Origin of the sequence: Mesorhizobium sp. M7A.F.Ca.CA.001.10.2.1 (genome assembly GCF_003998575.1) — a bacterium.
Taxonomy (GTDB): domain Bacteria; phylum Pseudomonadota; class Alphaproteobacteria; order Rhizobiales; family Rhizobiaceae; genus Mesorhizobium.
In genome coordinates this window covers 1-15,546 of sequence record NZ_RZQY01000066.1, presented here as the reverse complement: position 1 = coordinate 15,546, position 15,546 = coordinate 1, and the positions used below count along the sequence as shown (strand labels likewise).

Annotated in this window: 11 protein-coding genes and 1 pseudogene; 4 read left to right on the top strand and 8 right to left on the bottom strand. The window is 61.4% G+C overall.

The window, feature by feature from the left end; translation table 11 throughout:
• The 4 genes and pseudogenes from EN964_RS06895 to EN964_RS06880 form a co-directional block, all read left to right on the top strand.
• Positions 1–343 (top strand): annotated as a pseudogene (locus tag EN964_RS06895) (LysR family transcriptional regulator); the annotation flags it as partial.
• Positions 344–539: 196 nt separating this feature from the next.
• Positions 540–2,195, top strand: coding sequence for an ABC transporter substrate-binding protein (locus EN964_RS06890; RefSeq protein WP_127269656.1), 1,656 nt, complete (start codon positions 540–542; stop codon positions 2,193–2,195).
• A gap of 151 nt (positions 2,196–2,346) precedes the next feature.
• Positions 2,347–4,767, top strand: a complete 2,421-nt coding sequence (locus EN964_RS06885) for an FAD-dependent oxidoreductase (protein ID WP_127267677.1) — start codon at positions 2,347–2,349, stop codon at positions 4,765–4,767.
• A 116-nt stretch (positions 4,768–4,883) separates the two neighbouring features.
• A complete protein-coding gene (locus EN964_RS06880; protein WP_127267676.1) occupies positions 4,884–5,654 on the top strand; it encodes an SMP-30/gluconolactonase/LRE family protein in 771 nt (256 codons plus the stop codon).
• Positions 5,655–5,798: 144 nt separating this feature from the next.
• On the opposite strand, the gene EN964_RS06875 is transcribed toward EN964_RS06880, so the two are convergent.
• From EN964_RS06875 to EN964_RS06840, 8 genes are all read right to left on the bottom strand, one after another.
• Positions 5,799–6,704 (bottom strand): allantoinase PuuE, encoded by a 906-nt coding sequence (locus EN964_RS06875; protein WP_127267675.1) that lies wholly within the window; start codon positions 6,702–6,704, stop codon positions 5,799–5,801.
• A gap of 48 nt (positions 6,705–6,752) precedes the next feature.
• Positions 6,753–7,820, bottom strand: a complete 1,068-nt coding sequence (locus EN964_RS06870; RefSeq protein ID WP_236382674.1) for a histidinol-phosphate transaminase — start codon at positions 7,818–7,820, stop codon at positions 6,753–6,755.
• Positions 7,821–8,189: 369 nt separating this feature from the next.
• Positions 8,190–10,736, bottom strand: coding sequence for an ATP-binding cassette domain-containing protein (locus EN964_RS06865; protein WP_206517115.1), 2,547 nt, complete (start codon positions 10,734–10,736; stop codon positions 8,190–8,192).
• 83 nt (positions 10,737–10,819) lie between these two features.
• Positions 10,820–12,013, bottom strand: a complete 1,194-nt coding sequence (locus EN964_RS06860) for a substrate-binding domain-containing protein (RefSeq protein WP_164748731.1) — start codon at positions 12,011–12,013, stop codon at positions 10,820–10,822.
• Between the two features lie 88 nt (positions 12,014–12,101).
• A complete protein-coding gene (locus EN964_RS06855; RefSeq protein WP_127386678.1) occupies positions 12,102–13,148 on the bottom strand; it encodes an ABC transporter permease in 1,047 nt (348 codons plus the stop codon).
• Positions 13,149–13,190: 42 nt separating this feature from the next.
• A complete protein-coding gene (locus tag EN964_RS06850; RefSeq protein ID WP_127269013.1) occupies positions 13,191–14,078 on the bottom strand; it encodes an N-acyl homoserine lactonase family protein in 888 nt (295 codons plus the stop codon).
• 25 nt (positions 14,079–14,103) lie between these two features.
• Complete coding sequence (locus EN964_RS06845) at positions 14,104–14,559, bottom strand: hypothetical protein (RefSeq protein WP_127269012.1); 456 nt, start codon at positions 14,557–14,559, stop codon at positions 14,104–14,106.
• A gap of 223 nt (positions 14,560–14,782) precedes the next feature.
• On the bottom strand, positions 14,783–15,532 hold the full coding sequence (locus tag EN964_RS06840) for an SDR family NAD(P)-dependent oxidoreductase (protein WP_127269015.1): 750 nt from the start codon (positions 15,530–15,532) through the stop codon (positions 14,783–14,785).
• Between the last annotated feature and the right edge of the window lie 14 nt (positions 15,533–15,546).

Sequence of the window (15,546 nt, the reverse complement as noted above, 5' to 3'; positions counted from 1 at the left end):
GGATATACTCAAGGTCGATTGGATCTTCGTGCATGGCCGCCAGGAATATTGGCAGGTCGTCACGTCGGCACTGGGCGTCGACATGGACGATCACGACAAGGGCCTGACGACCAACGCTTCCAACATCGCGCTTGAGCTGGCCGCCATGGGGGCAGGGCTCGTCGCGACCCAGCGCTCGCTTGCCCACGCGTATCTGCGGCGGGGACTGCTTGTCGAACCGTTCCCGGTCCGGCCGGCCAGTCCGTGGAACTACTACCTCACCGAAAACCAGCTTTCGAAGGGGACCATCGCGCGCACGGTGCGGGAATGGATTCCGCTGCGGGCGCAGGAGGATGGCGCTTAAGCGCTGTTCGTCCTACCCCCTTGTGAATTCTCCAACTCAAAAATTGACACGCCAATGGCTTCGTTTTTTTAGGTCTTATTGGCTGGTTTTCGGCCGTTTGCCGGGGCTCAAGCCCTTCCGGGATTTTTGCATCGCCTCTAACATCTTCCACGCAAGGGGAATGTAACGGGCGGAAAGCCCAAACCGGAGAATCACAATGACGATTTTCAAGAGCAACGGTGACCGCGTCCCGGCCGTCATCGAAAGCTACGCAGACGAAGTCAGGAAGGGCGGCATGGATCGCCGCGAGTTTCTTGCCATGGCGAGCGCGATGGGCGCTTCCACGGCGTTCGCCTATTCAATGATCGGCTCGTCGCCTGCGCAGGCCGCCGCACTGGAGCCGGGCAAGAAGGGCGGCATCCTGAAGATGCAGATGATCATCAAGGAAATGAAGGATCCGCGCTCCTGGGACTGGTCCGAGATCGCCAATGTCATGCGCCAGTGCAACGACTACATGATCCGCTACACCACCGACTTCACCTTCGAGGGCCACCTGGTCGAAAGCTGGGAGGTGAGCGACGACGCTGTCGAATATACGCTGCATCTGCGCAAGGGCGTGAAGTGGTCGAATGGCGACGACTTCAACGCCGACGACATCGTCCACAACATCGAGCGCTGGTGCGACAAGGCGGCCGAAGGCAATTCGATGGCCGGGCGCATGAACTCCCTCATCGATCCCGCCACCAAGAAAGCGGCAGCCGGCGCCATCACCAAGGTCGACGACCACACGGTGAAGCTGAAATGCCAACAGTCCGACGTCACGATCATTCCGGGCTTTGCCGATTATCCGGCGATCATCGTCCATCGCGACTTCGACAAGGACGGCGGCGACATGCTCAAGACGCCCGGCACCGGCCCCTATGAGCTGATCTCATACAAGGTCGGCGAATCGGCCGCGGTGCGGCGACGCAAGGACTTCACCTGGTTTGGGGGCGACCCCTATCTCGATGGCGTCGACTGGACCGACTACGGATCGGACGCGTCCAACCCCGCCATCGCCAGCGCCTTCGAGGCCGGTGAGATCGATTGCAACTACCAGACGGTGGGCGGCACGGTCGACCTCTATGACAGCATGGGCCTGGTCAAGGAGCCGGTCGTCACGGCCGGAACCATCGTGCTGCGCACCAATGTGACCAACAAACCTTATGACGACAAGCGGGTGCGCAACGCCATCCAGCTCGTGGTCGACAATGAGACGGTGCTGAAGCTCGGCTATAGCGGCCTTGGACAGGTCGCCGAAAACCACCATGTCTGCCCGATCCATCCGGAATATTACGCTTTGCCGAAAGTTCCACGCGATCTCGCCAAGGCCAAGGCGCTGATGGCCGAGGCCGGCCAGACGGATCACGAGTTCGAGCTGATCTCCTACGATGCGGACTATGTGAAGGACCCCGCCGACGTCGTCGCCGCGCAGATGCGCGAGGCCGGCTTCAAGGTCAAGCGAACCATCATTCCAGGTTCGTCGTTCTGGAACGACTGGACGAAATATCCGTGGTCGACCACCGATTGGGGCATGCGGCCGCTCGGCGTCCAGGTGCTGGCGATCGCCTATCGCAGCGGCGAGGCCTGGAACGAGTCCGGCTACGCCAACCCGGAATTCGACAAGAAGCTCAACGCGGCGCTCGCCATGGCGGATGTCGACAAGCGCAAGGAACTGATGAAGGACGTCGAATTCATCCTGCAGGACTCCGGCATCCTCGTCCAGGCGTTCTGGCGCTCGCTTTACCGGCACCATGCGACCTATGTGAAGAACCTCGGCATGCATCAGACATTCGAACTGCAGCTGGATAAGGTCTGGCTCGACAAGGCCTAGGCCGGGCCGGTCACGGCAAAAAAAGCCAGGGGCGCATGTTGCGCCCCTGGGGGGTCACTGGGCGACTCTGATTGACCAGCCAGCCAAACAGATCTCCAAGGCGCTTCTCGAAAGCGCAAAGAAGAAAAGTCGCCGAACCAAGGGAAGAAACATGCGTACTCATGCACAAGCCGTCGTCATCGGCGGTGGTCTGATTGGCTGCTCGATCCTCTATCATCTTGCCAAGTTCGGCTGGACGGATGTCGTCCTTCTGGAGCGCAGCGAACTGACCTCCGGCTCCACCTGGCACGCGGCGGCCAACATCCACGGCCTGCATGATTCCACCAACATCAGCCGCCTCCAGCACTACACCATGGCGCTCTACAAGGAACTGGAAGCCGAGACCGGCCAGGGCTGCGGCATCTTTCAGCCGGGCTCGCTCTATCTGGCCCAGACCGAGGCGCGCGAGCATCAGCTGAGGCTCCAGGAAGCCAAGGCGCGGCGCTACAAGATGAATTTCTACGAAGTCGCGCGCGACGAGGCGGAGCGGCTGCATCCGCTGGTCGACTTCGACGGCATACGCTGCATCATGTACGAGCCGGAAGGCGGCAATGTCGACCCGTCCGGCGTCACCGCCGCCTACGCCGCCGGCGCGCGTCAGCGCGGTGCCGAGATCCATCGCTTCAAGCCGGTCACCGCCACCGAGGCGCAACCCGACGGCAGCTGGATCGTGCGCACGCCGAAGGGCGACATCCACACACAATGGGTGGTAAACGCCGCCGGCCTGTGGGGCAGGGAGGTCGCCGCGATGGCTGGCCTGCAACTGCCTTTGATCCCGACCGAGCACCAGTATTTCGTCACCGAGACCATCCCGGAAATTGCGGCCATGGGCCGCCGGCTGCCTTCGGTCGCCGATCGCGATGGCGAGTACTATCTGCGCCAGGAAGGCCTGGGGCTGCTCATCGGCGCCTATGAGCGCAAGATGAAGTTCTGGGCTGAGGACGGCACGCCGCTGGATTTCGGCCATGAACTGTTTCCCGACGATCTCGACCGTATCGAAGAGAACATGCTGCGCGCGATCGCGCGCGTCCCGGCCGTCGGCACCGCCGGCGTCAAAAAGGTGATCAACGGACCGATGATCTGGTCGCCGGACAGTGCCGTGCTGTTCGGACCGGTGCCCGAACTGAGCAACTATTTCTGTTGCAACGGCATAATTCCCGGCTTCTCGCAGTCGGGCGGCATGGGGAAGCTGGCGGCCGAGTGGATGATCGAGGGTGAACCTTCGCTCGACATGTTCGCCTGGGACATGGCGCGCTTCGGCCACTGGGCCGGCAAGGCCTTCACCAAGGCCCGCGTCCAGGATCAGTACAGCCATCGCTTCAAGATCCACTTCCCCAACGAGGAACGCGCCGCCGGGCGGCCGGTGCGGACCCGGCCTGCCTACGACATGCAAAAGGGAATGAACGCTGTTTTCGGTCTCAATTTCGGTTGGGAGCACCCGCTGTGGTACGCCGCCGAGGGCGAGCCGCGCGAGGAGACGATCGGCTTCACGCGCCAGAACTGGTGGGGACCGGTGGGCCGCGAGGCGCGCATGCTGCGCGAACGCGCCGGCATCATCGACATCTCCAATTTCGCCAAATACGAGGTCAAGGGCGCTGGTGCCGAGGCCTGGCTCAATGCGCTGTTCGCCAACCGCATGCCGACAAAGATCGGCCGCTCCTGCCTCACGCCGCTGATCGGCAAACGCGGCGGCATCGCCGGCGACTTCACCGTGACCAGGCTCGCGGACGACGAATTCATGGTCATCGGCTCCGGCATGGCCGAGCGCTTCCATCTACGGTTCTTCAAGGCCGTCCCCTTGCCCGAGGGCACGACGTTCCGCTCGCGCACCGAGGACCTCTGCGGCTTCAACGTAGCGGGACCGAGTTCGCGCGACCTGCTGCAGCGCCTGACCAATGAGGATCTGTCGAACGAGGCGTTCCCCTTCATGCAGTCGCGCCGGACCACCGTCGCCGGCATCGATGTGGTGGCGCTCAGAGTGTCCTTCACCGGCGACCTTGGCTGGGAACTGCATTGTGAAGCCACTGACCAGGTCGAGCTTTACGGCGCGCTACTCAAGGCCGGCAAGGAAGTCGGCGCCGGACCGGTCGGCTCGCGCGCGCTGATGTCGCTGCGCGTCGAGAAGGGCTATGGCAGCTGGAGCCGCGAATATTCGCCCGAATATTGGCCGCAGGAGGTCAAGTTCGATCGCCTTGTCAAACTGGACAAGGGCGCGTTCCTCAACCGCGATGCCTACGCTGCCATCGCCGGCAAGCCGGTACGCGATGAGCTCATCATGCTGTCGATCGACGCCAGGGATGCCGACGCGACCGGCGGCGAGCCGATCTTCCTCACCGACGGCACGCCGATCGGCCAGGTATCTTCAGGCGCCTACGGCTATTTCGTCGAGCAGTCGCTGGCGCTTGGCTATGTCAAAGCGGGCTCCGCCAAGGCCGGCGACAAGGTCTCGGTCGCCATACTGGGAAGGCCGCATGAGGCAATCCTGCTGCCGCATCCGCCATTCGACCCCGAGGGCAAGCGGCTGCGCTCGTAGAAGCTCGGCCACCCGTTCGCCCAGTGAGCCAACTGACGAAAACCGAAGCCGGCCGGAGACGCCGGCGGAGCTGAACGAGGAAGATTTTCGACCACCTGAAAACAAAGGGGGATCGCATGATCAAACGGCATCTGCTGGGCACCATGTTTGCCCTCATTCTCACGTCCTTCACGCACGCGGCGAACGTCAAAGCGATCAATGACGATGCGTGGCTTGCCGAAGGTCCGATCTGGTATCAGGACAAGCTCTTCTACGTTGAACACGGCCGCGGCTCCGTGGACGTGTGGGACGGCAAGAAGAACGCGATCTTCTGGAAGATGGACGGCTGCGGCCCTTCGGCTGTACTGCCGACAACGACCGGCGAGTTCCTCGTTACTTGTTATGACAACAACACGATCGGCCGCATCTTCGCCGACGGCAAGTCGCTGCCGGCCTATGACAAGGACACGGACGGCAATCCGTTCAGCGGACCGAATGATTTCGCGCCCGACAAGGATGGTGGCATCTATTTCACCGGCTCCGGCAAGGGCGGGCCGTTGATCGATGCCGCGACCTGCACAACGCCAATGGTCTCGTCATCTCGAACGACGGCAAGATGCTCTATCTGGTCGAGACCGAGGACAACCGGATCATCATCGAGTTCGATGTCCAGCCCGATCACGCCCCTGAACAACCGCCGCGTCTTCCTGCGCCTCGATGATCTGTTCCCGAACCAGCCGCACATCTGGCCTGACGGCATCAAGATGGACAAGGCGGGCGAGATGTATATCGGCCAGAGCCCACGCTCGCTCGGTGCGCCAGGCAAGATCCTCGTCGTCGATGAGGGCGGCAAGCTGCGGCGCACGCTTTCAGTGCCGTCGCCATCCGTGCCGAACTTTGCCTTCTAACCCGACGAGAATGTGCTCTACGTCATGGCGCTCGATCAAATCGATGCCGTGCCCTGGTACGGCAAGGTCTACGAGATTCCAAACAAATAGCGCGTTCACTGACGGACGGGTGAAGGCTTCGCCCGACCGGTCCGGTTGATGGCGTCAGCCGCCGAACCGATCCAGCCAATGTTGGGCAAGGTCCGAGCGGCGGCAAATCCAGATGTCTGGATTGGCCTTGATCTTGTCGAGGAAGCGGGCGAGCCCGATCATGCGGCCCGGCCGTGCTGCCAGCCGGCAGTGCAGCGACACTGTCATCATGCGTGGCGTCCGTTCCGCTTCGGCCAGCAGCCAGTCCACACCATCGCTGACATATTCGAAGAACTGGCTGCCTGTCTCCAGGCCGGAGCCGCGCGAGAACCGGCTGTCATTGTTGTCGAAACTATGCGGCACCACCAGATGCCGCTTGGCATCGACGTCGACGAAATAGGGCAGGTCGTCATTGTAGTCGTCGCAATCGTAGAGGAAGCCGCCATGTTCGGCCACCAGCCGCCTTGTGTTGAGGCTGGGCCGGCCGGTGTACCAGCCGAGCGGGCGAATGCCGGTCAGGCTCTCGACGGTATCCACGGTCATCGCGATGTGATTGCGCTCCTCGGCCTCGCTCAACGGCGCGTAATCGATCCAGCGCCAGCCATGGCAGACGATGTCACTGCCAAGTGCTGCGATCGCCTTGCCGGCCGCCGGATTGAGCTCGAGCGCGCGCCCCACCACGTAGAATGTCGGGATGACGTCCTTGTCCTGAAACAGCGAGGCGAGCCGCCAGATGCCGACGCGTGAGCCATATTCGTAGAGCGATTCCATATTGCGGTTGCGCAGACCCGGCACCGCCGGAGACACGGCAAGATCCGACAGAATCGCCTCGGAGACGCCGTCGCCCTCGTCGATGCTGTATTCGGCGCCTTCCTCATAGTTGACGACGATGTTGAGCGCCAGCTTGGCGCCGCCGGGCCACTGCGCGGCAGGCGGCTTGTCGCCATAGCCGATAAAGTCACGGGCAGGCAAATACGGCATCTCTCAAGTCTCCCGAGGCTTCTGTCGCAAAACATGCGGTAGCCAACACTATCCGCCGTGCATGTCGATCAGTATGCGCAGTGCCCGATCCATTATCTCTTGCGGGCCGACCGTCGCGCGCAAACAGTCCGTGAGGCCGTAGCCGCCCAGGCCGCGCACAATGATATCGGCGCCCCATAAGGCCTTCTCTGCGGCCTCCGCGGCGGCTTCGTCGGAGAAGCGGATCAGCACGAAGTTCGTCCGGCTCTCCGGGACGTCATATCCTTTAGCCCTCAGCTCATGCGCGAACTGGTCGCGAATCCTCGCTGTGCGGGCCACGGTTTCTCGCATATAGGCCTGGTCCTCCACGGCCGCGACGGCCATTGCTAGGCTTGTCATTGTGACCTGGTTGGAGTTCTGCATCTTGCGCACTCCGGCCGCGACCGAAGGCGGAAACACCCCCCAGCCAACGCGCGCGCCGGCCAGGCCATAGGCTTTGGAAAGCGTGCGCAGCACGACCGTATCGCCACGCGCGACCAGCGCAAAGATCGGTTCGGGGTCTTGGTCGTCGAACTCGCCATAGGCCTGGTCGATCACCAGAAGCACATCCTGCGGCAAGGCGGCGCGCAAGCGCAGCAGCTCGGCGTTGCGGATGCGGGTGCCGGTCGGATTGCCGGGATTGCAGACGAACGCGACCCGCGTTGCCGGCGTGATGGCAGCCAGGATGCTGCCGGTCGAAACGGTGAAATCGTGCTCTGCCGCCTTGATGTAGGCCGCACCAACACGCGCGGCGGCGGAGGCTGCGAAATTATAGGCATAGGCCGTGCCCAGCACCTCGTCGCCTCGTCCCGCAAAGGCCGCGATGGTGCAGCTGATCAGGTCCATCGAACCGGCGCCGCACAAGATCAGATTGGGATCGATCCCATAGGCCTGCGCGATCGCCTTGCGCAGTGCAGTCCAGTCCGGATCAGGATAGAGATGGCTGCGGGCAATCGCGTCCTGGCCGGCGGTGATCGCCCTGGGGCTGGGTGGGAAAGCGCTCTCGTTCTGGGCAAGGGTTGTCCGGTCGCAGCCGCCGAAACTTGCCAAGGCAAAGGCGGACATGGCCTCGACATGAGCGGCAGCTTTCAGAGGCATGGGTGGTCCATGGGAATGTTCCTGTCGGCCATCTTGTGAACCACCGTTGCCGGACCGGCTCGTGGGACAAGTTACAAATCGCCTGCGCGTTCACAAGCAAAAACTAATCGTGCATAGGGCCCGAAATTCTGGCCCACTTTAGGACGCAAAACGCCCGGTCAGCACGAGAGCGGAAGAAAAGATGACGGTATGCTTGCACCTCGAAAAGGCGTTGCCGAAAGCCGTCAGACAACTGACCGAAATCTGGTCGCAAGAAGATCGGCATCATCAAGTGACGGGAAGCGTCGACATGCGGTTGGGGGAGATTTCGCGCTTTTTTTCGGATCTTCGCGCACTCGACGTCGTATCTCCAGTCTGCGGCAGTTCGTTTCACGGCCTCTCAATGGACGCTGACCGGGCCTGAGAATAGACTGCTACTGCGATCAGCGTCAGCAAGCCGATGAACCAATATTGCCAGGCTTGCGACAGGCCCAGGAAAACCATCGACGAATTGACTTCCTGGATCAGGACGGCGCCAAGCAGCACGCCGATGAAGCTGCCGCGTCCGCCAAAGAGACTGGCTCCGCCGAGGACCACTGCGGCAATGCTGCCCAGCGTGTATTCGATGCCCTGATTGGGATCGCCGATGCCGAGCTGCGCCACCACCATCATGCCCCCAAGCGCTGTGAGCAAGCTGCCGGCGATGAACGCGCCGACGACGGTCCAGCCTGTGCGCACACCAATATGCGCCGCCGCTTTCTCGTTGGAGCCAACGGCGCGCAAGCTCATCCCCCAACGGCTGTAGCGCAAGCCGACTTCGAGGATGATCGCCAGGACCAACGCGACGATGAACACGACCGGAATGCTGCCGATAGTGGCTTTGATGGTATCCATGACGGTGGCGCTGATGGCCCCATCGGGATAGGGCCTCAGCAACACCGAGATGCCCTGAATGATGATGTAAACCCCTAGCGTGGCGGCAACGGAGGTGAAGTTCCCGAACCGAACCAAAGTCCCGTTGGTCAGGCCGACGAGGGCTGCGGCGCCAAAAACGGCCAACACGCCAACGATTATCGTTGCCATGCCGGCACCTTCATTCAGGAAGAATGACGCGATGACGAGGCTCAAGCCGATCAACGGACCGACCGACAGATCGATCCTGCCGGTGAACACTGCGCACATCTGGCCAAACGAGACGAACGCCAGCGCAGCGGAAAGGAACAGGATCTTCTCGATGTTGAAGCCTGAGACGAAACGAATGTTGTGGCCAGACGCTACCACGCCCAGCAGCACGATTAGCCCGGCAAGCACGAAGCTTGGAACATAGTCGCCGGCAGCAACCATTCGCAGCCATGAACGCGTAGTGCCGAATCTGTCTCGTTCTTGCTGGTCGGTCTTGCGATGGGTGGTGGCCGTTATCATGGTCCGGCCGATATTGGCCTCGTTGACGTCTTGGCCTGAGAGTTCGCCCACGACGTGCCCGCGGGAGAAGACCAGCACGCGGTCGCATACGCCCTCAAGCTCAACAATATCGGATGAGACGATCACAACCAATGTCCCGCGCGAAGCGACGTCACGCAGGATGCGATAGATTTCGGCGCGGGCACCCACGTCAACCCCGGCTGTCGGCTCCTCTGCCAGCACGAGTGAAGCCTCTGCCAGGAGAGCTCGTGACAGGATCGTCTTTTGCTGGTTCCCGCCAGACAGCGTGGCGACATTCTGCTCGATCGATGCCGCGCGAATGTTCAAGTCCACTCGCTGGGCTTCCATTTGCCGCCGTTCGAGCGGACGGTCCACGACGCCAAAGTTCGCGAAACGTGACAGGGCCGAGATGGTACCGTTTTCGCGCACGGAAAGACTGGGAAAAAGGCCTTCATGCTGGCGGTCGGGAGACAGATAGATAATGCCGGCACTACGAGCGGCACCCGGGTTGCCGAGCGGCACGGTCTTCCCGTCCAGAGTGACGGCTCCACGGGCATTTCCAAGACCTGCCAGCGAACGCAGGAAGTCGCTCTGGCCGTTTCCGGTAATGCCGGCGATACCAACGATCTCGCCGCCACGCGCCGACATATTGATGTCTACGAAATCAGCGCCCGAAAGCCCTTTGACCTCAAGAATACTTGCGCCATTCAAGACACCGGCTGATTTGAGCGGAAATTGCTTGGTGACGGTGCGTCCGACAATGAGGTTGAGGATTTGGTCATCACTGACATCGCGCATCGGTGCCGATCCCTTCACTTCACCGTCACGCATGACGGTGACCGTGTCTGCGATCTGCCTGATTTCCTGCAGCCGATGCGAAATGTAGATGACCGCCGCGCCCCGAGTCGCTGCTTCGCGCACGTTGCGAAACAGGATGTCGACAAGGTCGGCTGTCAAAGCCGCGGTGGGTTCGTCAAGAATGAGGATCTTTGGGTCGATCGCAAGCGCCTTGGCAAGTTCTATCAGTTGGCTTTGCGCGATGTCGACATCGCACAGCCGGGTCTTGGGGTGAACGGCAGAGCCAACACGACGGAGTTGGGCGATTACCCAGTCATTGGCATAATCCGTTCGAAGCGCTGCTGGAACTGCAAGCAGCAGGTTTTCAGCCACCGTCAGATCGGGAAGCACCGCCGGATGTTGATGCACGATGGCGAGCCCGAGCCGTTGCGCCTGTGCCGCGCTAAAGCGATCTACAGATTGTCCACATATTTCAATCGAGCCCTGATCGTAGCTCAAAGTGCCGGAGGCAATGCCCATCAATGTCGACTTGCCTGCGCCATTTTCTCCCAGAAGCGCATGAACCTCGCCGCATCGGGCCACAAACGAAATGTCCTTCACGGCGACGACATGGCCGAAACGCTTCCACACGCCTTGCATGCGCAATCCCAACGGGCTGTCCAACGCAGTACTGGTCGGCGTTGCCATGTCAGACTGAAGCTGCTCGACGGTGGCCATGGGTCGATCCTCCTAAGTGACTTCCATCATCCTCCTTGAGGAGATGAAGGGGCGGACAGAAGCCCGCCCCGTTTGGCTCGAGATCAGAGACCGCCCTTGAGGGCTGCCAGGACCTGTTCGTCAGTCAGGCTGGTGCCGTTTGAAGCGGATTCCGGAAGCTTCGGATTGCAGAAAACAGTTCCGGCAAGCGAATCCTCGAGCTGGAAGTTCGTCACTTCCTTCACACCGGCCTCAGCCACCGTATGTTTGGTGCCGTTGGGGTCGGTTATGACGAGCGGCTGATCCATCTTGCCGCCGGCTGCCTCAGCGATCGCCCAGCGTACGGCCAGACGCACGTTCCACTGCTCGGCGCTGTTTGTCGTGTACTGGAAGGCGGACTTGGCGTCGGCATCGTGCAGCTTCTTCCAGGTGCAGCCGAACACGTTGGCGTCTTCACCGGCGATCAGCGGAAGTGGCCGACCAGCCCGTTCGAAAACGCCCGAGGCGACAACGCCCATGCTGAGGTCCGCGATCACACCGTCGATCTGCGGATACTGGGCAATTAGCGCGCCCAGCGATTTGGCGACCATGCTGGAATCCCAATTCGTCACTTCGAACGGCTTCTGTCCGATCTGGACGATGCCCGGATAGTCCTTGAAAGCTTCGAGGATGCCATCAGCGCGCTCACGGCTCTGACTGGTTCCGGCAGGCCCGCCGAGGTAGGCGACATTTCCCTTGCCGTTGAGGGCCTTGGCCATCCATTTGCCCCAGTCGACGCCATCCTGGTGGAAGTTCGTGCCGACGAAAACGCTGTAATCCTTGCCTTCCTCGCCGCCGACACGGGCCCGGTAGGGGACGACGGTGCTGCCTTGCTTGAAGGCATCGCGGATCGCCGGCAACATGGCTGGTCCGGCATCGGGGAACACGACAATGGCATTGACGCCGCGTGCCGCGAGACCGCTGAGGTCGGAGATTGCCTTCTGGGTGTTACCCTGTCCGTCGGTATGATCCCAGCCGGTGACATTCGGGCACTGGCTGGCCTCGTTGATCGCAGCGGCCGTCGTCATCTGCCGCCAGGGGTTCTGGGCGAAGCCATCCGCCAGCGCGACGGAGATTTCCTTCGTTCCGCAGAAGCTCGGCGGCGTCGCCGCTGGTTCGGCGCAGAAGACACCACCGGCGATGCCCTTGCACCAATCCGCGGCGCCGGCTTGTGTGATCGACAGCGGTGAGACAGTTGCAAAGGCCGACAGGGCGAGCGCGGCGCCCGATATCGCGTTTAATCCAAGATAAGACTTCATCATTTCCTCCCAACGAAGTTTGGTTGCTGTTCTCCAACCTGCCCGTGATGGACAGCGTTGAAACTGTTTATTCCCTTGGCCGCCGACATCATGCGGTCGACCTGTTCCTCAAGCTGATTGCCCGCCTGAGATTGCGAAAATTCAGACCATAGATGCCGACCCCAACCAGGATCGCGGCACCTTGGAAAAGGTATTGAACGCCGATGCTGGCGCCCGTCGTCAGCACCAATTGTTGCAGCTGTGTGAGAAAGAGGGCGGCGATCACGGTTGCCGCCAAATTGCCCTTGCCGCCAAACAGCGAGGTTCCACCCAGAACCGTCGCGGCGATCGACGGCATCAGGTAGTTGTCGCCCTGCTGCGGACTTGGCAGCTGCATAAGGCCGCCGAGCAGAATGCCGCCTGCCGCATAAAACAGGCTCGCACCCACATACGCGGCGATCTGGTAGCGGTCAGCGACGATACCTGCCGCGCGTGCGGCCCTGATGTTTGCGCCGACAGCCTCGAAATTGCGCCCGAAGGTCGTCGCCTTGACGACGAAAATGACGACGATAGCCATCGCTACTGCCAAATAGGCGAGCTGCGTGATGCCAAAGATCTTACCGTTGGCGAACGCTGCTATCGACCCGGGCACAGACACCGGTGTGCCGCCTGAAATCTTGACGTTCAGGCCGTAGAGCAGCGCGTTCATGCCGATCGTGGCAACGATGGGCGCAACACGAACCTTGCTGACGAGCAGGCCGCTGATCAGCCCCGCTACCGCCGCAGCGGCGAAAGCGTAGAAGAGGGCCAGGGCAACACTGCCCTCGGCATCGGGTTGGCTCTCCGCGAAGTAGCAGACGATGACAGCGCTGAGCGAAACCATCCCCGGCACGGACAGATCGATGCCGCCCTGCTGGATGACCATCGTTTGGCCCAGGCTGATGAGGGCCAGGATGGCGGCAAAGGGCAGCATTCCGCTCATCGCGCCGGTGCCAAGACTTTGCGGGGCGATCAGGCCGCCGAAGACGAACAGGACCAGCGTTGCCGCCGCGATACCCGCGGTCGGCCCGCCAGCTGAGGCAAACCAACTGCTCGGTCCGGATGCACCTTCTCCTAAGGCCGTGACCGGCTTCGGCTTGTCTGAAAGCTTTTCCACGTGTCTTGTCCTTCTGCGGATTCGCGGCATCGAACTTGTCCGTTAAAGCAGTGCGGATCTTGCTCCGCTGGCCAGACAGATTTCGCTGATCCGCAGCTTCTGGCTGGAGAGCCGGGACGGGAATGTCTGTTCGAGCCGCGACTCGTGAACGGGTATGACCCGTCGAGACTCATGGCCGACCTGTTTCATCATGGCTTCGGTGGCCATGATCAGATTGATCTGGCTGCCGGTGGCCAGGCCGACCGGGAGATACATGTCGTCGATCTTGAGCTGTTCGGAGGCGCCGTTCAGGTTCTCGAACTGGTAAACAAGATCACCGGCAAGCACCCAGGTGTCCTGGGAATCCGTCTTGCCATCATTGCGCACCGTCACCCACATGCATGCGAAGGTATGGCTGTCATAGGCGACGTGAAGATCGATGCCGGGGAAGACGTTTTCCATGGCACCATCGACCGCGATCAGGCGTTTGTCGCGCGCCAGCTGCACACCACGCAGGATATCCGCCGTATCGATGCCGGACAGGATCCAGCGCATGCGGTCCGGCAGCGACATCGCCCAGATCCATTCCTGCAGCTCCTTCTTCTGGACGTAGAAGGTGGCATTGGGAAATGCATCAACATTGCCGAAATGATCGAAATGCGCGTGCGTGATAAAGACCGCGTTGATGTCTTCCGGCGTCAATCCGATTTCGGCAAGAACCTCGCGCGGTCCGCGCCAGTTCTGGACATTGAACAGCATGCCAAGATAGTTCCCATAGTCGCGGTCGTTGTAACCGACGTCGACCATCGCGGCCCAACCGTCTCCCTTGATGACGGCGTAGCAGTAGGGCAGCTTGACATAGCCTTCATTGTGGGCGCCGTAGATGACGCCGCTCTTGTGGTATTCGGGCACGTAGCCGTACTCGAGGACGTAGATCGAATAGAGTGACACCGGTTTCCTCCCTTGATCCAGCCGGTTAATTTTTCGCGGGTCGGCAGTTGCAGCAGGCCGCCCTGAAATCCACGGGCGTCAGTCCGGCGGAAGGTTCCGAAACCATCCGCAGCGACCGCTGCGCGAAAAAAAGCGCGTCAACGACGGCATCGAGATCGGGACTTGCCGGATCAATGAGATCGGCAAGACGATCAAGCCGCGAGAGTATCCGGCCGAGAAGCACAAGCAGATCGGCTAGCGCGGCTTGGTGGCGGGCCGCTGTCGGCGGCGCCTTCACCGCACCCAGCCGGTCGGTTGCCTCGCGCAACTGCCTTGTCACCGACGCCAGCAAGAGATCGTTGCGGTTGCGGTCGAGGCTGTCGGTCTGGAGCAGAAGCAGGATTCCCGAAAGCTGGCTAACGCAACGCTTGGCGGCGTCATAGAGCGGGCGGGTGTCTGACAGGTAGGAGGCAACCGCTTCATCCTTGATCCCTGACTTCAACAAGGCATCTGGCTGGAACTCGCGGGGGGTGTCCCATATCGAACAGGCGGGACGATGCACGCTTTCGATCGCTGAAGAAGGCGCTGGAAATTCACGACGAAATGGTGGAAGCGCCGCCCCATGCGCAAGCGGAGCCTCGTCTTGTCCGGAATTGATCCTGAGCATGCGTCGCCTCCAATGTTTCGTCGTCGCATCGATCCGCAGGGCCGTGCGGACTGTCTTTTCAGTGCATGAATCGGCCGCCGTTGACGTCGAGAATGAGCCCCGTCACGTAGTCGGACAGGTCTGAGACCAGAAACAGGCAAGCTTTTGCGATATCGTCAGCCGTTCCGAGCCGGCCAAGCGGGATGTTCACGACGATGTCGCGCCGCTTGTCTTCGGTCAGCTTGTCGCCAAAGATGTCCGTGTCGATCGTGCCTGGGGCAATCGCGTTGACGCGGATATTGTGCTGCGCCAGTTCGCGCGCCATCGATTTGGTGAGGCTGTGGATGCCGCCCTTGGCTGCGGAATAATGCGGCCCGCCGAAAATGCCACCGCCGATCTGGGCCGCGATCGAGCCGATCGAAACGATCGCGCCGGTCCGTCGGTCGATCATCGAAGGCACGCTAGCCTGGGCCATGTTCAGGCTGCCCCGCAGGCTGGAATCGATGACCAGATCGAAATTCTCCTGGGTGATATCCATCAGCCGGTCGGGTTGGCTGATGCCGGCATTGTTGATCAGGATGTCGACATGTCCGAAGCGGGCCATGACGTCACCAACCGCCTTGCGGCAAAAAGCTGGATCCCGGACGTCGCAGACGACGCCGATGTGTTCGGGGCCGATGTCGCGCGCTGCATTCATGGCGGCTTCTTCGTCGAGGTCGAAGATTGCCACACGGCATCCCTGCGCGGCAAACCGCCGGGCCGTGGCCTTGCCAATGCCGCGCGGCGACGCCGCGCCTGTAATGATGGCGGTCTTGTCCTTCAGCATCACGGCGTAGTCCTCCC